General features: G+C 72.3%; 16 protein-coding genes, 1 tRNA gene and 1 pseudogene. 15 read left to right on the top strand and 3 right to left on the bottom strand.

What is annotated here, in order from left to right; all coding sequences use genetic code 11:
* Positions 1–168 precede the first annotated feature (168 nt).
* Genes FGF04_RS17645 through FGF04_RS17635 form a run of 3 tightly spaced genes read left to right on the top strand, consistent with a single transcriptional unit; the run spans position 169 to position 1,170 of the window.
* Positions 169–306: a DUF4244 domain-containing protein gene (locus FGF04_RS17645; protein WP_408055631.1), complete on the top strand. Its 138-nt coding sequence runs from the start codon at positions 169–171 to the stop codon at positions 304–306.
* Entirely contained in the window at positions 293–685 is a 393-nt protein-coding gene (locus FGF04_RS17640) for a TadE family type IV pilus minor pilin (protein WP_149512198.1), read from the top strand. The genes FGF04_RS17645 and FGF04_RS17640 overlap by 14 nt, the downstream gene beginning before the upstream one ends.
* The gene (locus tag FGF04_RS17635) at positions 682–1,170 is read left to right on the top strand and encodes an Rv3654c family TadE-like protein (protein ID WP_408055630.1); all 489 of its coding nucleotides are present in this window, start codon (positions 682–684) and stop codon (positions 1,168–1,170) included. Before FGF04_RS17640 ends, FGF04_RS17635 begins: the two co-directional genes overlap by 4 nt.
* Here FGF04_RS17635 and FGF04_RS17630 read toward each other — a convergent pair.
* Positions 1,167–3,623 carry a DEAD/DEAH box helicase gene (locus FGF04_RS17630; protein WP_188114113.1) on the bottom strand — a complete coding sequence of 819 codons (2,457 nt, stop codon included), beginning with the start codon at positions 3,621–3,623 and terminating at the stop codon, positions 1,167–1,169. The two genes, FGF04_RS17635 and FGF04_RS17630, sit on opposite strands and share 4 nt — an antisense overlap.
* A gap of 80 nt (positions 3,624–3,703) precedes the next feature.
* Here FGF04_RS17630 and bldG point away from each other — a divergent pair, with 80 nt between their 5' ends.
* The 12 genes and pseudogenes from bldG (at position 3,704) to FGF04_RS17570 (ending at position 22,624) form a co-directional block, all read left to right on the top strand.
* Positions 3,704–4,045, top strand: a complete 342-nt coding sequence (gene bldG / locus FGF04_RS17625) for an anti-sigma factor antagonist BldG (protein WP_003975386.1) — start codon at positions 3,704–3,706, stop codon at positions 4,043–4,045.
* Between the two features lie 151 nt (positions 4,046–4,196).
* Positions 4,197–4,640, top strand: coding sequence for an ATP-binding protein (locus FGF04_RS17620; protein WP_149512195.1), 444 nt, complete (start codon positions 4,197–4,199; stop codon positions 4,638–4,640).
* Between the two features lie 387 nt (positions 4,641–5,027).
* Positions 5,028–7,433, top strand: a complete 2,406-nt coding sequence (locus FGF04_RS17615) for a sodium-translocating pyrophosphatase (RefSeq protein WP_149512194.1) — start codon at positions 5,028–5,030, stop codon at positions 7,431–7,433.
* A gap of 176 nt (positions 7,434–7,609) precedes the next feature.
* Positions 7,610–8,200 (top strand): small secreted protein, encoded by a 591-nt coding sequence (locus FGF04_RS17610; RefSeq protein ID WP_149512193.1) that lies wholly within the window; start codon positions 7,610–7,612, stop codon positions 8,198–8,200.
* 55 nt (positions 8,201–8,255) lie between these two features.
* On the top strand, positions 8,256–9,773 hold the full coding sequence (locus tag FGF04_RS17605; protein ID WP_149512192.1) for a DUF7059 domain-containing protein: 1,518 nt from the start codon (positions 8,256–8,258) through the stop codon (positions 9,771–9,773).
* Between the two features lie 239 nt (positions 9,774–10,012).
* A pseudogene (locus FGF04_RS17600) lies at positions 10,013–12,081 on the top strand (serine/threonine-protein kinase).
* 328 nt (positions 12,082–12,409) lie between these two features.
* On the top strand, positions 12,410–12,607 hold the full coding sequence (locus tag FGF04_RS17595) for a hypothetical protein (protein ID WP_149512191.1): 198 nt from the start codon (positions 12,410–12,412) through the stop codon (positions 12,605–12,607).
* A 350-nt stretch (positions 12,608–12,957) separates the two neighbouring features.
* A complete protein-coding gene (topA, locus tag FGF04_RS17590) occupies positions 12,958–15,783 on the top strand; it encodes a type I DNA topoisomerase (protein ID WP_149512190.1) in 2,826 nt (941 codons plus the stop codon).
* A 219-nt stretch (positions 15,784–16,002) separates the two neighbouring features.
* The gene (gene tmk, locus FGF04_RS17585) at positions 16,003–19,272 is read left to right on the top strand and encodes a dTMP kinase (protein WP_149512189.1); all 3,270 of its coding nucleotides are present in this window, start codon (positions 16,003–16,005) and stop codon (positions 19,270–19,272) included.
* A 162-nt stretch (positions 19,273–19,434) separates the two neighbouring features.
* Entirely contained in the window at positions 19,435–20,640 is a 1,206-nt protein-coding gene (locus FGF04_RS17580; protein ID WP_149512188.1) for a DNA polymerase III subunit delta', read from the top strand.
* Between the two features lie 163 nt (positions 20,641–20,803).
* Positions 20,804–22,396 (top strand): alpha/beta hydrolase, encoded by a 1,593-nt coding sequence (locus tag FGF04_RS17575; RefSeq protein ID WP_149512187.1) that lies wholly within the window; start codon positions 20,804–20,806, stop codon positions 22,394–22,396.
* Between the two features lie 154 nt (positions 22,397–22,550).
* Positions 22,551–22,624: transfer RNA gene (locus FGF04_RS17570), tRNA-Thr, on the top strand.
* A gap of 83 nt (positions 22,625–22,707) precedes the next feature.
* Here the strand turns inward: FGF04_RS17570 and FGF04_RS17565 are convergent.
* Both FGF04_RS17565 and FGF04_RS17560 read right to left on the bottom strand, forming a co-directional pair.
* Positions 22,708–23,100, bottom strand: coding sequence for a type II toxin-antitoxin system VapC family toxin (locus tag FGF04_RS17565; protein WP_149512186.1), 393 nt, complete (start codon positions 23,098–23,100; stop codon positions 22,708–22,710).
* Entirely contained in the window at positions 23,097–23,414 is a 318-nt protein-coding gene (locus FGF04_RS17560; protein WP_188114112.1) for a hypothetical protein, read from the bottom strand. Before FGF04_RS17560 ends, FGF04_RS17565 begins: the two co-directional genes overlap by 4 nt.
* Positions 23,415–23,587: the final 173 nt, after the last annotated feature.

Genomic DNA, 23,587 nt, shown 5'->3' with positions numbered 1-23,587 from the left:
ACATGACAGATGAACACGGCTGAACAAGGTCGGCGGAACAGAAGAGCAGAGAAGGGCACGGGGGTTCGGATGAGCAAGGTGGAGCAGGTCAGGGGCGAACGGGTACGGGGGCGGCGGGCGCGGATGAGGGCCGTGAGCGCCGGGATCCGTGCGCGGAGGGAAGCCGGGATGGTGACCTCCGAGTACGCGATGGGGCTGATCGCGGCAGTGGGGTTCGCCGCGCTGCTGTACGAGGTGCTGACCAGCGGCCAGGTCCGCGGGGAGTTGCAGGACATCGTGGGACGGGCGCTCCATGGACCGTTCTGAGGCGGAGGCGGCTGTTCCGGCGACCGGGGCGGCCGGGGACCGCGGCTTCGTGACGGCGGAGGCGGCTGTCGTGCTGCCCGTGCTGGTCGCGTTCACGATGGCGCTGGTCTGGGCGCTGCTGGCCGCTGCCGCGCTGATCCAGTGCGTGGACGCGGCCCGGGCGGGTGCGCGCGCGGCGGCCCGGCAGGAACCGCCCGCCACGGTCGTGGAGACCGCCCGGCAGGCGGCACCGAGCGGTGCCCGGGTCTCCGTCCGGCGTGAGGGCGACCTGGTGCACGTACGGGTCCGGGCCGACACGCCGGGACCGGACGCGCTGGCCCTCGACCTCACACAGGAGGCCACCGCCCTGGCCGAGGAGACGGTGGGAGCGGTCCGGTGAGGGCGAGGGGAGCGGTAGGGGACCCGGTGCGGAGGCAGCGATCCGGGCCGGCTGCGGACAGAGGGTCGGCGACCGTCTGGACCGTGGGTGCGATCGCGGTGCTGTGCGTGGTCTTCGGTGCGGTGCTCGTGATGGGGCAGGCGGTGGTGATCCGTCACCGGGCCGGTGGCGCGGCGGACCTGGCGGCTCTCGCGGCGGCCGACCACTGGACGGACGGGAGGACGCGGGCGTGCGCTCGGGCGGACCGGGTGGCACGGGCCCAGGACACACGGGTGGTGCGGTGTTCCGTCGACGGTGACGTCTCCGACGTGACGGTCGCGGCGGGACGGGGCCCGTTGACGGCCGAGGTGCGGTCACGGGCGGGCCCGGCGACCACGTCCTTCTCCCGGTCGGCGGATTCCGAGTCTGCTAGCTCCGAGACGGCAGGGCCCAAGCCGACGGGCTCCGGATCGGCGCGCGCCCCTGGTGGGACCGGTGGTGGCTAACGCGTCTCCGGGGCTCCCCGCAGGAGCACCGTCAGCAGGCGTACGGCGCCCCGCTTGTGCAACGGGTCGTTGCCGTTGCCGCACTTGGGGGACTGGATGCAGGACGGGCACCCGGCGTCGCACTCGCAGGAGGCGATGGCCTGACGGGTGGCGGTGAGCCACTCGCGGGCGGTGTGGAAGGCGCGCTCCGCGAAGCCCGCGCCGCCGGGGTGGCCGTCGTACACGAAGACGGTGGGCAGCAGAGTGTCCGGGTGCAGCGGGACGGAGACCCCGCCGATGTCCCAGCGGTCGCAGGTGGCGAAGAGCGGCAGCATGCCGATGGACGCGTGCTCGGCGGCGTGCAGGGCGCCGCCGAGGATCTCCGGGTTCACGCGGGCGGCGTCGAGCTGGTCCTCGGTGACCGTCCACCACACGGCGCGGGTGCGGAGCGTGCGGGGAGGCAGATCGAGTTTCGTCTCGCCGAGCACCTCGCCGGTGATGAGACGACGACGGAGGAAGGAGACGACCTGGTTGGTGACTTCGACGGAGCCGTAGCACAGCCGGCCCTCGCCCCAGGGGATCTCGGTGTCCGTCTCCAGGACGGAGATGGCCGTGGTGTCGCGGGCGACCGTCGAGTACGGCGGATTCGCCTCCTCGACCAGGGCGACCGAGTCGTCCAGGTCCAGCTCCTTCACCAGGTACGTACGGCCCTGGTGGAGGTGGACGGCGCCCTCGTGGACGGTGGTGTGGGCGGCCGCGGCGTCGACCGTGCCCAGCAGCCGGCCGGAGCCGGCCTCCACGATCTGCACCGGGCTGCCGCCTCCGCCGCGGATGTCGGTGAGGTCGGCGGCCCGTTCCCGGCGCGTCCAGTGCCAGGCCTTCGTGCGGCGGCGCAGCAGCTTCGCGGCCTCCAGCTGCGGCATCAGGTCGGCGGTGGCCGGGCCGAAGAGGGCGAAGTCCTCCTCGGTGAGCGGGAGCTCGGCCGCGGCGGCGCACAGGTGGGGCGCGAGGACGTACGGGTTGTCCGGATCGAGGACGGTGGACTCCACCGGTTGGTCGAACAGGGCTTCGGGGTGATGGACGAGGAAGGTGTCCAGCGGGTCGTCGCGGGCGACCAGCACCGCCAGCGCCCCTTGTCCCGCCCGGCCGGCGCGGCCCGCCTGCTGCCACACGGACGCGCGGGTGCCCGGGTAGCCGCAGATGACGACGGCGTCCAGGCCGGAGACGTCGATGCCGAGTTCCAGGGCGGTGGTGGCGGCGAGGCCGAGGAGTTCCCCGGAGTGCAGGGCGCCTTCGAGGGCGCGGCGTTCCTCGGGGAGGTAGCCGCCGCGGTAGGCGGCCACGCGGCGGGCCAGGGAGCGGTCGACCTCGGCGAGCCGTTCCTGGGCGATCACCGAGATCAGCTCGGCCCCGCGGCGGGACCGTACGAAGGCGACCGAGCGGACCCCCTGCACGGTCAGGTCGGTGAGGAGGTCCGCGGTCTCGGCGGTGGCGGTCCGGCGGACGGGCGCGCCCCTTTCGCCGTGCAGGTCGGTGAGGGGCGGCTCCCACAGGGCGAACACCAGTTCCCCGCGGGGGGAGGCGTCGTCGGCGACCTCCACCACGGACAGGCCGGTGAGGCGGGAGGCGGCGACCGAGGGCTCGGCGGCGGTGGCCGAGGCCAGGAGGAAGACGGGGGAGGAGCCGTAGCGGGCGCAGAGGCGGCGCAGCCGGCGCAGGACCTGGGCGACGTGCGACCCGAAGACGCCCCGGTAGGTGTGGCTCTCGTCGATGACGACATAGCGCAGGGCGCGCAGGAAGGAGGCCCATCGGGGGTGGGAGGGGAGTATGCCGCGGTGCAGCATGTCGGGGTTGGTGAGGACGTAGTTGGCGTACTGACGTACCCATTCGCGTTCCTCGACCGGGGTGTCCCCGTCGTAGACCGCCGGGCGGACGGCATGGCCCAGGGGCTGTGAGAGTTTCTTCACGGACCGGAGCTGGTCCGCGGCGAGGGCCTTGGTCGGGGCGAGGTAGAGGGCGGTCGCGCCGCGGCCGTTCGGCGCCTCGGACCCGTCGAGGAGCGCCGACAGGACGGGGACCAGGTACGCCAGGGACTTGCCGGAGGCGGTGCCGGTGGAGACGATCACCGATGCGCCGTCCAGGGCGTGCTCGGCGGCCAGTGCCTGGTGGGCCCAGGGATGCTCGACACCGGCGGACTGCACCGCCGCGACGACTTCCGCGCGGATCCGGTCGGGCCACACGGCATGACGACCCGCACGTGGGGGCAAGTGCTCCGTATGAGTGATGCGCGAAGCCCGGCTCGGCGAAGACGCGAGCCGGTCCAGGATCTCGCCCGGCGAGGGGCGGGACGTGGTGTCCTTCGAGGTTCGATCGGGTCGGAGATTATTGGCCATCGGCATCGAGTGTGTCACTGGCGTGACGGACAATGGAGCCAAGGCGTCGTGCACGCCTGCCGGTAAGTGATTGAATGCCATCGCGGCTGGCGAACCGTCCCGGGGGCTCCGCCGAGGTGTCCCTTGGGATGACCGCTCGATAGCAAGGTGCTGGAGGATCCGTGGACCTGTCCCTGTCGACCCGTACCGTCGGCGATCGTACGGTCGTCGAGGTCGGTGGCGAAATCGATGTATATACCGCGCCCAAGTTGCGCGAACAGCTGGTCGAGCTGGTGAACGACGGCAGTTTCCATCTTGTCGTCGACATGGAGGGCGTGGACTTCCTCGACTCCACCGGTCTCGGCGTGCTGGTGGGTGGCCTGAAGCGGGTGCGTGCCCATGAGGGGTCGCTCCGGCTGGTCTGCAACCAGGAGCGCATTCTGAAGATCTTCCGCATCACCGGTCTCACCAAGGTGTTCCCGATCCACACCTCGGTCGAGGAAGCGGTGGCGGCCACCGACTGACCGGTTGTCGTCCGGCCCGTTCCCGACGGTCCGGACGGTCGCCGACAGGCGGATCCCGGGCCCCGGTCCGGGTGGCAGAAGTCAATGGAGGGGGGTCGGGTCTCGGCGACCCGACCCCCCGACCGCACGCCCGTAGTTCCGAGGGGGATGCATGGCCACCGTTGAACTCCGCTTCAGCGCGCTGCCCGAGCACGTCAGGACCGCCCGACTGGTGGCGGCAGCGGTGGCGCGCAGGGCCGGAGTGGACGAGGCCGTCCTCGACGAGGTCAGGCTCGCCGTCGGCGAGGCCTGCACCAGGGCCGTCGGCCTGCACCAGAGTGCCGGGATCTCGGCTCCGGTGCGGGTCTCGCTGATCGAGGAGGAGAAGCTCTTCTCCATCGAGGTCGGCGACGAGGCCCCGCACGCGGTTCCCGGTGACGCGTCACCGGGCAGCCACGGCGGAGCCGACGGKGGGGACACCGAGACCGAGGAGGACGAAATGGGCCTCGCGGTCATCAGCGGCCTCGTCGACGACGTGGAAGTGACCGCCGGTGAGAACGGCGGACTGATCAGGATGAGCTGGCCCACCACGCCGCCGGCCGTGCTCGTCCCCTGATCCACCCCTCTCGGTACTGCCTGAATCCGTGTGCGAAAGGGCCCTGCTCTCGGCAGGGCCCTTTCGCATGCCGCCCCCCCGGGAGCCCCCGGAGCCGCCCGGCGGGCTCCTCGTCCCTCCCGGATCAGGCCACGACTCTTTCGTGAATGAATTCACTATCCGGACGGCGATCAGCAATAAGATCAGCTTTACGCCGAGCCGTACGGCAATGGACCTGCCGTCAATGGTTTTGAGGCGTTACCGCTTTTGGGGTACGCGCTGAAGCGCGGATCATTTGCTGAAGGGCATGCGAAGGCCAATTCCGCTTACCGCGCACTGTTTTGATCAGGTTCCGGTACCTACAATCCGTCCACATCTTGAGCTCGGTCCAAGCGTCAAGGAGGACGAATGGCGGGGCTTTCTACCCCTCATCAGTTTGATCAGCCCACTACCCTCGCGGCCGCGGTACTCACGGACGACAACCGTCTCATCGTAGTGATCATCGCGGTCGTCGCCCTTGCGGCGCTTGCCGTCGCCGGTGTCCTGGTCCGCCAGGTGCTCGCGGCCGGCGAGGGGACCGACAGCATGAAGAAGATCGCGGTGGCGATCCAGGAGGGCGCGAACGCCTACCTGGGACGTCAGATGCGCACCCTCGGGGTATTCGCGGTCGTGGTGTTCTTCCTGCTCATGCTGCTGCCCGCGGACGACTGGAATCAGCGTGCCGGCCGATCGGTCTTCTTCTTGATCGGCGCGGCATTCTCGGCGACCACCGGATATATCGGCATGTGGCTCGCCGTACGCAGCAATGTCCGCGTGGCCGCCGCGGCACGGGAAGCGACTCCGGCGGAAGGTGAGCCCGAAAAGGATCTCACCGCCGTCTCGCACAAAGCCATGAAGATCGCTTTTCGTACGGGCGGCGTCGTCGGCATGTTCACGGTGGGGCTCGGTCTGCTGGGCGCCTCCTGCGTGGTGCTCGTGTACGCGGCCGACGCGCCGAAGGTCCTGGAGGGATTCGGCCTCGGCGCCGCACTGATCGCCATGTTCATGCGTGTCGGCGGCGGCATCTTCACCAAGGCCGCCGACGTCGGCGCCGACCTGGTCGGCAAGGTCGAGCAGGGCATCCCCGAGGACGACCCGCGCAACGCCGCGACCATCGCCGACAACGTGGGCGACAACGTCGGCGACTGCGCGGGCATGGCCGCGGACCTGTTCGAGTCCTACGCCGTCACGCTCGTCGCCGCGCTGATCCTCGGCAAGGCGGCGTTCGGCGACTCCGGGCTCGCCTTCCCGCTGATCGTGCCCGCCATCGGGGTGGTCACCGCGATGATCGGCATCTTCGCGGTCGCGCCGCGCCGTGCGGACCGCAGCGGGATGAGCGCCATCAACCGCGGCTTCTTCATCTCCGCGGTGATCTCGCTGGCGCTGGTGGCCGTGGCCGTCTTCGTCTACCTGCCGTCCACGTACGCCGACCTGGACGGCGTCACGGACGAGGCGATCCTCGGAAAGTCCGGCGACCCGCGGATCCTCGCGCTCCTCGCGGTCGCCATCGGCATCGTGCTGGCCGCGCTGATCCAGCAGCTGACCGGCTACTTCACCGAGACCACCCGCCGCCCGGTGAAGGACATCGGCAAGACCTCGCTCACCGGCCCGGCCACCGTCGTCCTCGCCGGTATCTCGATCGGTCTCGAATCGGCCGTCTACACCGCCCTGCTGATCGGCCTCGGCGTCTACGGGGCGTTCCTGCTCGGCGGTACGTCGATCATGCTGGCCCTGTTCGCGGTGGCCCTCGCCGGAACGGGCCTGCTCACCACCGTCGGCGTCATCGTCGCCATGGACACCTTCGGGCCGGTCTCCGACAACGCGCAGGGCATCGCCGAGATGTCCGGCGACGTCGAGGGCGCGGGCGCGCAGGTGCTCACCGACCTGGACGCCGTCGGCAACACCACCAAGGCCATCACCAAGGGCATCGCCATCGCCACCGCGGTCCTGGCGGCGTCGGCGCTCTTCGGCTCGTACCGGGACGCCATCCTCACGGCCGCGAACGACGTGGGGCAGAAGGTCTCGGGCGAGGGTGCCCCGATGAACCTGATGATGGACATCTCGCAGCCCAACAACCTGGTCGGGCTCATCGCGGGCGCCGCGGTCGTCTTCCTCTTCTCGGGGCTGGCGATCAACGCGGTGTCGCGGTCGGCCGGGGCCGTGGTCTACGAGGTGCGGCGGCAGTTCCGCGAGCGCCCCGGGATCATGGACTACAGCGAGAAGCCCGAGTACGGGCGCGTCGTCGACATCTGTACGAAGGACGCGCTGCGCGAGCTGACCACACCGGGACTGCTCGCCGTACTGACGCCGATCGCGATCGGGTTCACGCTCGGGGTCGGCGCGCTCGGTGCCTTCCTCGCGGGCGCCATCGGCACCGGCACGCTGATGGCGGTCTTCCTCGCCAACTCCGGAGGCGCCTGGGACAACGCCAAGAAGCTCGTCGAGGACGGCCACCACGGCGGCAAGGGCAGCGAGGCCCATGCCGCGACGGTGATCGGCGACACGATCGGCGACCCCTTCAAGGACACCGCCGGACCCGCGATCAACCCGCTGCTGAAGGTGATGAACCTGGTGGCGCTGCTCATCGCGCCGGCGGTGGTCAAGTTCAGCTACGGCGAGGACAAGAGCGTGGGCATGCGCGTCCTCATCGCGGTGCTCTCACTGGCCGTCATCATCGGCGCGGTGTACGTCTCCAAGCGGCGCGGCATCGCCGTCGGCGACGAGGAGAACAACGAGCGGGTCGCCAAGCCGGCGGATCCCGCGGTGGTTTCGTAGCCTGCGGACCACTGTCCGGCCCGGTTCCGCCGCCGCCCCGCCGTTCACACGTGCCCCGATCGTGAACGGTTCGTGAGCCTTCTCATGCTTGGTGCAAATGGCCCCAATAACGGCCAAACGGATGTTCGTCACGGTGGTACCACCCACTTGGCGTGTATGTTCCGGGGCCGAGAGCCATGGAAGGGACCAATCCGGTGAACAAGAAGCTCGCGGCCGCGCTGTCCGGCGGTGCGGTACTGGTACTGGCGCTGTCGGGATGCAGCAGTGACGACAACGACGACAAGCTGAACTCCTGGGCGCAGCAGGTCTGTGACGCGGTGCAGCCGCAGGCGAAGAAGATCGCGGCCGCCAACACCGCCATCCAGAAGCAGACCTCGGACAACAGCACCCCGGCGGAGGTCCAGAAGACCGACGCGCAGGCCTTCCAGGACATGTCCGACGCCTACAAGGCGATCGGCGCCGCCGTGGACAAGGCCGGGGCGCCGGACGTGGAGGGCGGCGAGAAGAAGAAGACGGACGCCGTCAAGGAGCTCAACACCATCTCCTCGTCGTACGGAGACCTCAAGAAGCAGGTCGACGACCTCGACACCAAGGACCAGGCGAAGTTCGCCGACGGCCTCAAGGGGATCGCCACCCAGCTCGACAAGCTGAGCCAGAGCGGCAACGACGCCCTCGCCAAGCTGGAGGAGGGCGACGTGGGCAAGGCGATGGCCGAGCAGGAGAGCTGCAAGAGCGCGTCCGCGTCGTCCCCGGCCGCGAAGAGCTGACCCCCGGCGCCGAGTGGCGGCGGTGCGCCCGGCCGGCGCGCGTCACAATGGGCGGGTGAGTCACACCAGCCTGGCACCGCTGCCCTCGTCCGACCGCACCGACGTCACCGCACGGCTGCGGGACGCCCTCCTGGGCGCCTCCTTCAGCGCCGACGGGCTGCTCGACCTCCTCGGCGCCCCCGCGTACGCGGCGCTGGCCCGCAGCGAGACCGTGCCCGCGCTCCGGGCCACCCGCGGCGACTCGCCGCTGGAGGCGCTCGTACGGCTGTTCCTGCTGCAGCAGCCCGTGCCCCGCGCGCGCGTGGCGGACGTCCTGCCGGTGGAGGACTGCCTGGAGGGCGGCTGGCTGACCCGCGTCGGCGGGGACGAGGTCGCGGCGGTGGTCGACGTACGGCCGTACGGCGGACCGGACGGCGAGGACTGGTTCATCGTCTCGGACCTGGGCTGCGCCGTCGGCGGGGCCGGCGGCATCGGCAGCCGTGACGAAGGTGTCGTACTCGGCGTGGGCGGCGCGTCCACCACGCTCGCCGGCATCACCGTGCGCACCCCCGTCGCCTCCGCGCTCGACCTCGGCACCGGCTCCGGGATCCAGGCACTGCACGCCGCGCAGCACGCCACGCGCGTGAGCGCCACCGACCTCAACCCCCGCGCGCTGCGCATCACCGAGCTCACCCTCGCCCTGTCCGGGGCCCCGGCGGCCGACCTGCGCGAGGGCTCCCTCTTCGAACCGGTGGCCGACCAGAAGTTCGACCTCATCGTCTCCAACCCGCCCTTCGTGATCTCCCCCGGCGCCCGGCTCACCTACCGCGACGGCGGCATGGGCGGGGACGACCTGTGCCGCACGCTCGTCCAGCAGGCGGGCGACCGGCTGAACGAGGGGGGATACGCGCAGTTCCTGGCCAACTGGCAGCACGTGGAGGGCGAGGACTGGCAGGACCGGCTGCGCTCCTGGGTGCCGCGCGGCTGCGACGCGTGGATCGTGCAGCGCGAGGTCCAGGACGTCACGCAGTACGCCGAACTGTGGCTGCGCGACGCGGGCGACCACCACGCCGACCCCGTGGAGTACCAGGCGCGGTACGACGCCTGGCTGGACGAGTTCGAGGCGCGCAAGGTGAAGGCCGTCGGCTTCGGCTGGATCACCTTGCGCAGGTCCGACGCGGAACTGCCCTCGGTCGTCGTCGAGGAGTGGCCGCACCCCGTCGAGCAGCCGCTCGGCGACACCGTGCGCGCGCACTTCGAGCGGGTGGACCACCTGCGCACGCACGACGACGCCGCCCTGCTCGCCGGGCACTTCAGGCTCGCCGGCGAGATCGTGCAGGAGCAGGTCGGGCTGCCCGGCGCCGAGGACCCCGAGCACGTCGTGCTGCGCCAGAACCGCGGGATGCGGCGGGCCACGAAGGTGGACACGGTCGGCGCGGGCTTCGCGGGCGTCTGCGACGGCACGCTGAGCGCCGGACGCATCCTGGACGCCATCGCCCAACTGGTCGGCGAGGACCCGGTGCTGCTGCGCGACCGCACGCCGGCCCAGATCCGGCTCCTGGTCGAGCAGGGCTTCATCGAACCGGTGCGCTGAGGACCCGTGCCGAGAACCGGTGCGCCGAGGAACCGCGCCGACCGGTGGCGCGAACCCGCCGCCGGTGACGGGACCGGGGGCGGCACGGCTGGTGCGCCGTCACGCCGATGGGGGCGATGTGCCGGTTCTGGCGCGATTGGTCCGCAAAAGGGCTCCTGTCAGTGGTGCGTGCGAAGCTACCTTCGAGAGACAGAACTGACGCGTCCTCGGGGGAGGCGCGCTGTCTCGGGGGAGGCCGTATGTCGGGGGACACGCCGGGTCGGGGCGAAGGCCGGCTGATCAACGGGCGGTACCGGCTGCTGCGCACGCTGGGCGCGGGCGGCATGGGCCGGGTCTGGCTCGCGTACGACGAGGAGCTGGCCTGCGAGGTCTCCATGAAGGAGATCAACCTGCCCGATCCGCCGGGGGAGGCGGCCGGGTCCGCGGGCGGGGACTCCCCCGACCGGACGGACCCGAGGAGCCAGGAGCGCATCGCCCGGGCCCGCAGCGAGGCGCGGAACGCGGCGCGGCTGCGCGGCCACCCCCATGTGGCCACCGTGCACGACGTGCTGATGTACGAGGGGCTGCCCTGGATCGTCATGGAGTTCGTCCCGGACGCGGTCGACCTGCAGAGCGTCGTACGGCGGTCGGGGCCGCTGACCCCCGCGCAGACGGCCCGGATCGGGCTCGGCGTGCTCGACGCCCTCACCGCCGGGCACCGGATCGGCATCCTGCACCGCGACGTGAAACCCGCCAACATCCTGCTGGCCCCGGACGCCTCGGGCGATCCGTACGCGCGCGTGCTGCTCACCGACTACGGCATCGCGCTGCAGCCGGAGTCCTACGAGCCCCGGCTCACCGCCACCGCCGGGATCCTCGGCACACCGGGCTACCTCGCGCCGGAGCGGGCCCGCGGCGAGCCGCCGACACCGGCCGCCGACATGTTCTCCCTCGGCGCCACGCTGTACGCGACGGTCGAGGGGCGCGGCCCGTTCGACCGGCACGGGGAGTACGCGACGCTGACGGCCCTGCTGAGCGAGGAGCCCACACCGCCGCAGCGGGCGGGCGAACTGGCACCGGTGCTGCACGGCCTGCTGGTGAAGGACCCGGTGCGCAGGTTCTCGCCCGAGGCGGTGGCGCGGGGGCTGGAGCGGGTGCTGCAGGGCCCACCGGGCGGGGTCTTCGGGCCGGCGCCGGGGATGGGCCCCCGCCGCACACCCCCCAGAGCCACGGCACCCCTCAGAGCCACGGCACTCCGCAGACGCCGCACACCCCGGGCGCCTTCGCACCGCAGAACCTCCAGAGCCCGCAAGGCCCGCGGGGCCCGTACGAGCCGTGGAACCCGTACGCGAACGAACCCTCCCCGCCGTACGGGGGAAGCGGCGGGGCCGGTGGTGGTGGAGGGACCGGTGGCGGCGCAGGCGGCGGACGGCGCCGCAGGCTGCCCACGGCGGCGGTCGTCGGCCTCGTCGTGGCGCTGGTGCTGGCGGTCGGCGGCGGCGCGTGGGCGGTCGTCGCGCTGAGCGGCGACGACAAGGAGACGGACAGCGGCCGGAAGAAGGCGTCCGGGGACGACGAGGGTCCCTCCGGCGAGCCGAAGGGGCCGGCGCTCCCGTACGGACAGCAGGTGGGTCTCAAGAAGCCGCTGCAGGCCGGGGACTGCGTCAAGGCGGTCTGGTCGGGGGCGGCCTTCAAGTCGGTGCCGAACCTCGGCGTCGTGAACTGCACGGAGGACTTCCCGGACGGACAGGTGGTGTCCGTGGACACGGCGGCCGACTACGCCGACGCCCGGACCGCGGGGGCCGGGCGCTGCGAGCGGCAGGGCGGGCCCATCGCCGGGGCGCTGCCCGACGCGGACGTCTACGCCGTGCTGCCGACGAAGCGGGGGTTCGAGGCGGCCGACGGCGGTACGGCATGCCTCGTACTGGGCCGGCATGTCCCCATCGGGGGCGAGGTGGGGCGCTTCCGGGACGACGGGACGAAGCTGTCGTTCAGCCAGATAAGCATCGGCGACTGCTGGGTCTACAAGGACGCGGGGGAGAACTCCGAGGCCGCGCTGACCGACTGCGCGGACCTGCACACCGACCAGGTGATAGGAGTCGTCCCGGCCCCGGACGACATGAACTACAAGAAGGGCTCCGCCAACGCGGCCAAGCTCTGCGGCAACAAGTTCGAGTCGACCTGGGCGCCCGATTCGGAGCGTGTCGTCTTCGGCTGGGTGGACGACGAGGGCAACTGGAAAGAGGGACTCACCAAGGTGATCTGCACCGTGGGCCGCGCCGACAACACGCAGACGAGCGGAAAGATACCGGCCCCCGGCGCGGCGTGACGGACTCCACTCGCGGGCGCGGCCGGCTCCGCGAGGACGCGACGGGCGGTCCGCGCGAAGCCGGAGGCTGGTCCGCGCCAGGCCGGATGCCCGTCCGCGCCAAGCCGGAGGCCGGTCCATGCGAAGCCGGCGGCCGGTCCTGGGAAACGCGATGGCCGGTCCCGGGGAACGCGGTGGCCGGTCCTCGGTGGGCGGCCAGCGCGGTGTGAGCCGTTCCGCACCGGGGTGCACGACGGCGGCCGCCTCCCGTTCACCCGGGGTTGGGGCCCCGGTCTCCCGGAGCTGCCAGCGTCCCGGACCGGGGCACACGACGGCGGAGGGGCGAGCCATGGAGAGCGGACCGGCGATCTTCACGGGGGCGGTGTTCGCCCTGTTCGGAAGCGGGCTGCTGCTGTGGACCGCGGTCCGGCTGAGGCAGCGCGCCCCCGTCGCCCACGGAGTGAACCCCCTCACCTCCGCGACGGCCGCGGGCCTCGCCGGAGCGGTCGCCGTCGTCCTCGCCGTGTGGTGTTTCACTCGCGTCTGAGCGCCGTCCGCCGCCCGCGCGCAGGCCTGGTCCGGCTGTCCGGAAACCGGTCCCCGCGCTGTCCGTGAACCGCCGCTGCCCGGGCGGCGCGGGCAGGATCCGGACGTGCCGGATCCACCTTGCGCAGTAATTGAGAGGCTGCGCTCCGGATGTCCCGGAAACGGCAGGTCGGCACTCCGGGCGGCAGGAATGGCGGGAGTCGGGTTACCGTTCGAGTGGCCGTTGCGGGCTTTTCCCGTTTGACAGGGGGGCGGGAGGTACCGTCACACTCCGCAGCGTCAGCATGACCCGACCCCCGGGTTCAAGGCCTGGGGCGAGACCCCCTGCGTCGACCGGAGAGAAGAGCGAAGTTGTCCCCGACCAGCGAGACCGCACACGGCGGCCGCCGACTCGTCATCGTCGAGTCGCCTGCCAAGGCGAAGACGATCAAGGGCTATCTCGGCCCCGGATACGTCGTCGAAGCGAGTGTCGGGCACATCCGCGACCTCCCCAACGGTGCCGCGGAGGTGCCCGAGAAGTACACCGGTGAGGTGCGCCGGCTCGGTGTGGACGTCGAGAACGACTTCCAGCCGGTCTACGTGGTCAACGCTGACAAGAGGGCGCAGGTCAAGAAGCTCAAGGACCTGCTGAAGGATTCCGACGAGCTCTTCCTCGCCACCGATGAGGACCGCGAGGGCGAGGCCATCGCGTGGCACCTCCTGGAGGTCCTCAAGCCCAAGGTCCCCGTCCACCGGATGGTCTTCCACGAGATCACCAAGGACGCGATCCGCAGCGCCGTCGCCAACCCGCGCGAGCTCAACCAGCGCATGGTCGACGCCCAGGAGACCCGCCGCATCCTCGACCGCCTCTACGGCTACGAGGTCTCGCCGGTCCTGTGGAAGAAGGTCATGCCGCGCCTGTCGGCGGGCCGCGTCCAGTCGGTGGCGACCCGCCTCGTCGTCGAGCGGGAGCGCGAGCGCATCGCCTTCCGCTCCGCCGAGTACTGGGACCTCACCGGCACCTTCGGCACCGGCCGCGCCGGCGACCGCAGCGACCCGTCCAGCCTCGTCGCCCGGCTGAGCGCGGTCGACGGCAAGCGCGTCGCCCAGGGCCGCGACTTCGACTCGCTCGGACAGCTCAAGAGCGCGAACACGCTCCACCTGGACGAGGCGAACGCCCGCGCGCTGGCCGCCGCCCTGGCGGACACGGCCTTCTCCGTACGGTCCGTCGAGTCGAAGCCGTACCGGCGCTCGCCGTACGCGCCGTTCCGCACGACCACGCTCCAGCAGGAGGCCAGCCGCAAGCTCGGCTTCGGCGCGAAGGCCACCATGCAGGTGGCCCAGAAGCTGTACGAGAACGGCTTCATCACCTACATGCGTACGGACTCCACGATCCTCTCGGACACCGCGGTCGCCGCGGCCCGGGCGCAGGTCACGCAGCTGTACGGCGCGAGCTACCTGCCGGACAGGCCGCGCACGTACGCCGGGAAGGTCAAGAACGCGCAGGAGGCGCACGAGGCGATCCGCCCCTCGGGGGACCGTTTCCGCACCCCGGCCGAGACGGGTCTGACCGGTGACCAGTTCAAGCTGTACGAGCTGATCTGGAAGCGGACCGTCGCCTCCCAGATGAAGGACGCGGTCGGCGACTCCGTCACCGTGAAGATCGCCGGCACCTCCTCCGACGGCCGGGACGCCGAGTTCAGCGCGTCCGGCAAGACGATCACCTTCCACGGCTTCCTGAAGGCGTACGTCGAGGGCGCGGACGACCCGAACGCCGAGCTGGACGACCGCGAGCGCCGCCTCCCGCAGGTCGCCGAGGGCGACCCGCTGTCCGCCGAGGAGATCTCGGTCGACGGCCACGCGACCAAGCCCCCGGCCCGCTACACCGAGGCCAGCCTGGTCAAGGAGCTGGAGGAGCGCGAGATCGGCCGCCCGTCGACGTACGCGTCGATCATCGGGACGATCCTCGACCGCGGCTACGTGTTCAAGAAGGGGACGGCCCTGGTGCCCTCCTTCCTGTCCTTCGCCGTGGTCAACCTCCTGGAGAAGCACTTCGGGCGGCTCGTCGACTACGACTTCACGGCCAAGATGGAGGACGACCTCGACCGCATCGCGCGCGGCGAGGCCCGGTCCGTCCCGTGGCTGCGGCGCTTCTACTTCGGCGAGGGCGAGGCCACCGGCGCCGCCGAGGCCGGCAACGGCGACGGGGACCACCTCGGCGGTCTCAAGGAGCTCGTCACCGACCTCGGCGCCATCGACGCCCGTGAGGTGTCGTCGTTCCCCGTGGGCGACGGCATCATGCTGCGCGTCGGCCGCTACGGCCCCTACGTCGAGCGCGGCGAGAAGGACTCCGAGAACCACCAGCGCGCCGACGTGCCCGAGGACCTGGCCCCGGACGAGCTGACCGTCGAGCTCGCCGAGGAGCTGCTCGCCAAGCCGAGCGGCGACTTCGAGCTGGGCGCCGACCCCGAGTCGGGCCACCAGATCATCGCCAGGGACGGCCGTTACGGCCCGTACGTCACCGAGGTGCTCCCGGAGGGCACGCCGAAGACCGGCAAGAACGCCGTGAAGCCGCGTACGGCCTCGCTCTTCAAGTCGATGTCGCTGGACACGGTGACGCTCGCGGACGCGCTCAAGCTGATGTCGCTGCCGCGCGTCGTGGGCACGGACGCCGAGGGCGTGGAGATCACCGCGCAGAACGGCCGCTACGGCCCGTATCTGAAGAAGGGCACCGACTCGCGCTCGCTGACCAGCGAGGACCAGCTCTTCACGATCACCCTCGACGAGGCCCTCGCGATCTACGCGCAGCCCAAGCAGCGCGGCCGCGCCGCCGCCAAGCCGCCGCTGAAGGAGCTGGGCACCGACCCGGTCAGCGAGCGGCCGGTCGTCGTCAAGGACGGCCGCTTCGGGCCGTACGTCACCGACGGCGAGACCAACGCCACCCTGCGCTCCGGCGACAGCGTCGAGGAGATCACCCCGGAGCGGGGCTACGAGCTGCTCGCGGAGAAGCGGGCGAAGGGCCCGGCCAAGAAGACGGCGAAGAAGGCGGCCGCCAAGAAGGCCCCGGCCAAGAAGGCGCCCGCGAAGAAGACGGCGGCGAAGAAGACCGCCGCCACCAAGACGGCCGCGAAGACCACCACCGCCAAGAAGACGGCCGCGAAGAAGACGGCCGCCGTCAAGGCGACGGCCGAGGACTGAGGGCCGGAGACCGACGGCCCAGGTCTGAGGGCCGGAGGCCGATGGCTGGGGACTGAGGGCCGGGGGCCGGTCGCGTTCCGTCGCCGGCCGGCACCGGATCCTTCACTTCCGGTCACCTCCGGGTCGCCGGACGAACGCCCCGGCACCACATGGTGTCGAGGGCGTTCGCATGTTCGGGGCCCTCTTCGGGTACCGGACCCCTGCGGATAGGCTGGCCGGATGATGCGAGCCGAGCAGCCAACGGCCCCCCAGCCGGCCCCCGACGACGCCCTGGTCGCAGATTCACGGGAGCGCGCCGTCCGGGCGCTGCTGCGGGTACCGAACCTGCGGCGCCTGTGGAGCGCGCAGCTCGTGGGAGGCGTCGGCGACGCCCTCGCGCTGCTCGTCCTGGTCCTCCTCGCCCTGCAGGCGGCGGTGGCCGACGGGTCCTTCGGCGGCGGCTACCGCGGAGTCGCGCTGGCCGTCGCGGCGGTCTTCGGGACGCGCATCCTCGCCACGCTCCTCTTCGGCGCGGTGCTCCTGGGTCCGCTCACCTCCCTGACCTCGCAGGACGGTCCGCTCGACCGCCGCTGGACGATGGTCGGCGCGGACGGCGTACGGGTCGTGCTGCTGATCATCGCGCCCCTGTGGATCGACTGGACCCCCGAGAACGCGCTGGCCGTGCTCCTGGTGACGGCCTTCGTGACCGGGGTCGCCGAGCGCTTCTGGACGGTGTGCCGCGAGAGCGCGGCGCCCGCGCTGCTGCCCGCGCCCCCGCTGGAGGGCGCGACGGTACGGCCGCTGCCGGACCACATGGACGCGCTGCGGCGCCTGACCCTGCGTACGGGATTCGTCGCCCTGCCCCTCGCGGCGGCGACGCTCGTCGGCGCCGGACTCCTGAACAACCTGCTGGGCGCCGGGGTCGAGTGGTTCGCCCGGCACCAGGCCGCGCTCGCCTCGTACGTCTCCGCGGGCCTGTTCGCCGCGTCCCTGTCGGTCCTCGCCCTCCTGGAACTGCCCGGTACCCGCACCCCGCGCGCGCGGTCGCCCCTCGAAGGGCTGCGCCGTCCCAGGACGGGCACGGGCATCGACAAGGGCCGTACGGGCGCGATCCCGCTCCTGGTGCTCGCCTGCGCCTCGGTCGCCGGGGCGGTCGCGGCCGCGGCTTCCGTGGCCGTGCTGCACGCCAAGGACCTGGGCGGCGGCCCGGTGACGTACGGGCTGCTGGTGCTCACGCTGACCGGCGGTGTCGTGATCGGCATCCGCACCGCCCCGAAGCTGCTGCCCTCCCTGTCGCGCCGCCGGCTGCTGTCCCTGGCGATCGCCTTCACCGGGATCGCGCTCCTGGCCGCCGGGCTCGTCCCGGACGTCACCACCGTGCTGCTGATCGTCGGCCTGGCCGGCACCGGCGCGGGCGTCGCCGCCAACACCGGGCACGCGCTCCTCGACCAGGAGGCCGAGGACTACCGCCGCGCGCGCACCACGGAACACCTGCACGCGGTCGTACGGGTCCTGGTGGCCCTGGGCGTCCTGGTGGCGCCGCTGGTGGCGGCCGCCATCGGCCCGCACCGCCTGGAGAACGGCAAGTTCGTGTTCGCGCACGGCGGTGCCGCCTTCACGCTGATGCTCGTCGGCGCGCTGCTGCTGCCGGTCGCCGCACTGGTCCTCGCCAAGGCCGACGACCGCTCCGGGGTGCCCCTGCGGCACGACCTGCGGGACGCGCTGCGCGGCGGCGACGACCCGGTCCAGGCGCCCACCGACGCCGGGTTCTTCATCGCCCTCGAGGGCGGCGACGGGGCCGGCAAGTCCACCCAGGCCGAGGCGCTCGCGGAGTGGATCCGCGCCAAGGGCCACGAGGTCGTGGTCACGCGCGAGCCGGGCGCCACCCCCGTGGGCAAGCGGCTGCGCTCGATCCTGCTCGACGTCTCCTCCGCCGGGCTCTCGCACCGCGCGGAGGCGTTGCTGTACGCCGCCGACCGCGCGGAGCACGTGGACACCGTGGTGCGGCCCGCGCTGGAACGGGGCGCGGTCGTCATCTCCGACCGGTACATCGACTCCTCCGTGGCCTACCAGGGGGCCGGCCGCGACCTGTCCCCGACCGAGGTCTCCCGCATCAACCGCTGGGCGACGCACGGGCTCGTACCGCACCTGACCGTCCTGCTGGACGTGGCGCCGGAGACCGCGCGCGAGCGGTTCACGGAGGCGCCGGACCGGCTGGAGTCGGAGCCCGCCGAGTTCCACGCGCGCGTGCGGTCCGGTTTCCTGACCCTGGCCGCCGCCGACCCCGGCCGGTACCTGGTCGTGGACGCCGCGCAGGAGCCCGAGGCCGTCACGACCGTGATCCGCCACCGGCTCGACGTGGTGCTGCCGCTCTCCGAGGCCGAGATCAAGGCCAAGGAGGAGGCGCGCAAGGCCGCCGAGGAGGAGGCCCGCCGCAAGGCCGAGGAGGAGGCCGCCCGCAAGGCCGAGGAGGAGCGGCTGGAGCGCGAGCGCCAGGAGCAGCTCGCCCGGCTGCGCGCCGAGGAGGAGGAGCGCAAGCGGCTCGAACTGGAGGAGGCGCAGCGGCGCGAGGCCGAGCGGCAGGCCGAGGAGGCTCGCCAGCGTGCCGAGGCCGCACGCGTGCGTGCCGAGCAGGAGCGGGTACGGCAGCTCGCGGAGGAGAAGGCCCGCGCGGCCGAGGAGGAGCGCCGGCGCAAGCAGGCCGAGGAGGAGGCGCGGCTGCGGGCGGAGACCGAGGAGCGGCGCCTGGAGAAGCAGCGCAAGGCGGAGGAGGCGCTGGTCCGGGCGGAGGCGGCGCGCAGGGCGGCCGAGGCGGCTGCCGCGGCGGCGGCCACTGCGGCGGCGGCCACCGAGGCGTCGGCTTCGGCGGCACCCGTGAGGGCTGAGCCTGTGGAGGGTCCCGCGGGTCCCGTCGGTGGCACCGGTCCTGCCGGTACCGCCGGTGCCGGTGGCCCCGCCGCTGCCGACCGATCCGGCGGTTCCAGTGGTTCCGGCGGTTCCGGTGGCTCCGACAATGAGCGCACGGTGCAGACGCCCCTGGTGGTGCCTTCGGAGGCGCCGGTCGGTCCGGCCGACGAGACGGCCGTGCTGCCGCAGGTTCCTCCGCACGCCGCACAGACGCGGCAGGCCCCGCAGGGTGCCGTCGACGAGACCGCGGTACTGCCTCCGGTGCGTCCGGAGCCCGCCGTGGACGAGACGGCGGTTCTGCCTCCGGTACGGGACGACCGTGGCGGCCGGCAGGAGAGCCGGCCCGAGGACCGGGTGCCCCCGGAGTACTTCCGCAAGGAGGAGCCCGGCGACCGGCCGCAGGAGCGCCCGCGGTCCGGGGCCTCCGACGGCGGCACCCGTGAGCTGCCGCAGCTCGACGAGGACGGCCGCCCCCGGCGGCGCCCCCGTTCGGACTGGGCGGAGGAGACCCCGCTGGACGACCTGCCGACGCTGGCCGACGAGCTGCTGGGCCCGCGCGAGGACGACGGGCGGGACGAGGGGCGCGGGCGCCGGCGCCGCTGACGGTGCCACCGGCGCCATCGGCGTCACCGGTGGCGGGTCCTCACGGCGAACTCTCACGGCGGGCCCTCACGGCCGGGTGCCGCGGATCCCGTTGTCAGTCCCCTCCCGCACAATGGGGGCGGCAGGGGACAGGGCGCAGGTGCGAGGGAAGGGCGGCATCCCATGACCGTATGGGACGACCTGGTGGGCCAGGAGAAGGTGAGCGAGCAGCTCGCGGCCGCCGCGCGGGACGCCGACGCCCAGGTCACCGCCGTCGAGACCGGCGCGCCGTCGCCCGAGGCCTCGAAGATGACGCATGCCTGGCTCTTCACCGGGCCGCCGGGTTCGGGCCGTTCCACCGCGGCCCGCGCCTTCGCGGCGGCCCTGCAGTGCACGAGCCCCGACCGCGCCCTCGGCGGGACCCCGGGCTGCGGCTTCTGCGACGGCTGCCACACGAGCCTGATCGGCACGCACGCGGACGTGCAGATCATCCGCACCGACCTGCTCTCCATCGGTGTGAAGGAGACCCGCGACCTGGTCCGCCGCGCCCAGCTGTCCCCGGCGGTCGGCCGCTGGCAGGTCATCGTCCTGGAGGACGCCGACCGTCTCACCGAGGGCGCGGGCAACGTCCTGCTGAAGGCCGTCGAGGAACCGGCCCCCCGTACCGTCTGGCTCCTGTGCGCGCCCTCCCTGGAGGACGTGCTGCCGACGATCCGCTCCCGGTGCCGCCACCTCACGCTCCGCACGCCCCCGGTGGCGGCGGTCGCCGACGTCCTCGTACGCCGCGACGGCATCGAACCGGAGGTCGCGGCCGCCGTGGCCCGCGCCACGCAGGGGCACATCGGGCGGGCCCGCCGCCTCGCCACGGACGAGCGGGCCCGCGCGCGCCGCGCCGCCGTCCTCAAGCTGCCGCTGCGGGTCGAGGACGTGGGCGGCTGCCTCAGGGCGGCGCAGGAGCTGATCGACGCGGCCTCCGAGGACGCCAAGCAGGTCGCCGAGGAGACCGACGTCAAGGAGACCGAGGACATGAAGGCGGCCCTCGGCGCGGGGCAGGGCGGCCGGATGCCGCGCGGCACCGCGGGCGTGATGAAGGAGCTGGAGGACAAGCAGAAGCGCCGCCGGACGCGTACCCAGCGCGACAGCCTCGACCTGGCCCTGACCGACCTCACGGCTTTCTACCGGGACGTGCTCGCGCTGCAGTTCGGCACGGCGCTGGCCCTTTCCAACACGGAAGCGCGGGACACCCTGGACCGGCTGGCGCGTGCCTCGTCGCCCGAGGCCACCCTGCGCCGGATCGAGGCGATCGCCGCCTGCCGCGAGGCCCTGGACCGGAACGTGGCGCCGCTGCTTGCGGTGGAGGCGATGACGATGGCGCTGCGGGCGGGGTGAGGCGACGGCCCGGGCGACGCAGGCGGACTGAACGACGTCGGCGGATCGGGTGACGCGGACGGACCGGGTGATGCAGGCGGACCGGGCTTTGACGGGGTCACTCGTACGGGGCGTGATCGCGACTCTGCGCGGTCATCTCATCGCGTAGCGTTACGCTCGTTCGATGCACACCAGGCGCCGGCCCAGGTCATTGCGGGCCCACCGATCCCTCCGCGCGTACGGCACCCTGATCGCCGCGGCCGGACTCCTCGTCTCCGCCTGCTCCACGGGGCACTCGACGAGCGCCGCGAGCCCCGCCGGGGCGGCGGTGCTGCGCGCGCTGCCCGCGGCCACCCCGTCCGAGCTGTCCGCGTACTACGGGCAGCGGCCGGACTGGCGGGACTGCGGGGTCGAAGGCTTCCAGTGCGCCACGCTGAAGGCCCCGCTCGACTACGCCGATCCGGCCGCGGGCGACATCCGGCTGGCCGTCGCCCGCAAGAAGGCCACGGGGCCGGGCGAGCGGCTCGGTTCGCTGCTGGTCAACCCGGGCGGGCCGGGCGGTTCGGCGGTGGACTACCTCCAGTCGTACGCCGGGATCGGCTACCCGGCGGAGGTGCGGGCCCGGTACGACATGGTGGCGGTGGACCCGCGGGGCGTCGCCCGCAGCGAGCCCGTCGAATGCCTCAACGGGCGCCGGATGGACGCGTACACGCAGACGGACACGACCCCGGACGACGCACGGGAGAAGACGGCGCTGGCCGACGCCTACAAGGGGTTCGCGGAGGCCTGCGGGCGGCGTTCGGCGAAGGTGCTGCGCCATGTGTCCACGGTCGAGGCGGCCCGTGACATGGACGTCGTGCGGGCCGCGCTGGGCGACGAGAAGCTGACGTACGTGGGCGCCTCATACGGCACGTTTCTCGGGGCGACCTACGCGGGCCTGTTCCCGGAGCGCGTCGGACGGCTGGTCCTCGACGGCGCGATGGACCCGTCCCTGCCCGCGCGGAAGATGAACCAGGACCAGACGGCCGGCTTCGAGACGGCCTTCCGGTCGTTCGCGAAGGACTGCGTGCGCCGGTCGGACTGCCCGCTGGGCGGAGCGGGTACGCCGCCCGAGCAGGTCGGGAAGAACCTCAAGGCGTTCTTCCGGCAGCTGGACGCCACCCCCCTGGACACGGGGGACGCGGACGGCCGCAGGCTGGGCGAGGCGCTGGCCACGACGGGCGTCATCGCCGCGATGTACGACGAGGGGGCCTGGCCGATGCTGCGCGAGGCGCTCACCGCGGCGATGAAGGAGAAGGACGGCGCGGGTCTGCTCGTCCTGTCCGACAGCTACTACGAGCGGGGCGCGGACGGCCGGTACGCGAACCTGATGTCCGCCAACGCGGCCGTCAACTGCCTGGACCTGCCGCCCGCCTTCTCCTCCCCGGAGGAGGTGGAGAAGGGCGTCCCCGACTTCGAGAAGGCCTCCCCGGTCTTCGGCGAGGGCCTCGCGTGGGCCTCCCTGAGCTGCGCCTACTGGCCGGTGAAGCCGACGGGTGAGCCGCGCAGCATCGCGGCGAAGGGGTCGGCGCCGATCGTCGTGGTCGGCACGACGCGGGATCCGGCGACGCCCTACGCCTGGGCGCGGGCGCTCGCGTCCCAGCTCTCCGCCGGGACGCTCCTCACGTACGACGGCGACGGCCACACGGCGTACGGGCGCGGCAGCGCGTGCATCGACTCGGCGATCAACCGCTACCTGCTGGAGGGCACCCCGCCGAAGAACGGAAAACGCTGCTAGCGGCTCTGCTGGAAGGCCCGCCCCGGCGGACCGCCGGGGCGGGCTGGGGCCCACCGGAGGTACCCCCTGCGCCGCCCCGGGGCCGGTACGGAGCACCCCCGGAAACTGTGTAGACTTGCTGACGTTGCCGACCGCACCATGGTTCAGGCAGCGCGCCGCCTTAGCTCAGATGGCCAGAGCAACGCACTCGTAATGCGTAGGTCTCGGGTTCGAATCCCGAAGGCGGCTCCGTAGAAGCCCCAGGACTCACTCGCCGTGACCTGGGGTTTTTGCTTTGCCTGGTACGGCGTCAGCTGCGCTCGGCCCGGTGATCAGATTTTGATCACCTGTACGCCGGGACCGCACAGCATGACCAGGTCTTCCGGGTCCGAGGTCAGGACGGTGACCGGGGCCGGTGAGGCGAGTGCCGTGGCTGCCACGAGGGCATCCAGGGCGTACTTGTGGCCGTGCAGACCGGCCGCGGCGAGGAGTCTGCTCGCGTGACGGGCGACGGCTTCGGTGGGCGGGACAATGTTGACGCGCGAGACCGCGTAGTCGTAGCGGGCCTGGTGGGTCCTGGGGTCACGGGCCTCGACGAGCGTCACCGAGCTGGTGACCACGCGGATGTCCTCGGCTTCGGCGGCGGCCAGCCACTCGATGAGTTCGGGTGTGCGGCGTACGAGTTTCGACAGGCCCTCGCAGTCCAGTACGAGGGTGCCGCTCACGCGGCGTCCGAGTCGGCGGCGGCACCGCGCAGGAGCGCCCGCTTCGCCTCGACGGCTGCTTGGTCCACCGGCCCGTGCTCGGTCTCCGCGGCCTCGATGAGCTCGCGCAGCCGGTCGCGTTCGAGTTGGCGCTGGATGAGGGCTTCGACGTAGGCGGACATGCCGCGCTTGCCGGTCCGTGCTTTCAGTGCGGCGATGGTGCCCTCGTGCAGGGACACGGAGACCGGTCGGACGGGGCCTTCACCGGGGGCGGGGTCGGGTTCAGGTTCGGGTTCGTGATTGGAGTCGGATCCGGAGCTGGTAGGCGTGGCCATGAGGGTCACGTTAACAAAACTTTTGTTATTTGGTGGGGCGATGAGTGCTTACGGCGCTGGCCCATGAGGAACCGGCTAGGAACCCAGGGTCGTCAGGGCTGGGGCGAAAGTGATCAATAGGGGGAGCAGGGGGGCCAGGGCCGCTGCCGTCGTTGTGCTTCTGCGGTGGGTTC

This window comes from Streptomyces apricus, assembly GCF_008369065.1.
In the GTDB taxonomy this organism is placed as follows: domain Bacteria; phylum Actinomycetota; class Actinomycetes; order Streptomycetales; family Streptomycetaceae; genus Streptomyces; species Streptomyces apricus.
This window is presented reverse-complemented; position numbering and strand designations above follow the sequence as displayed.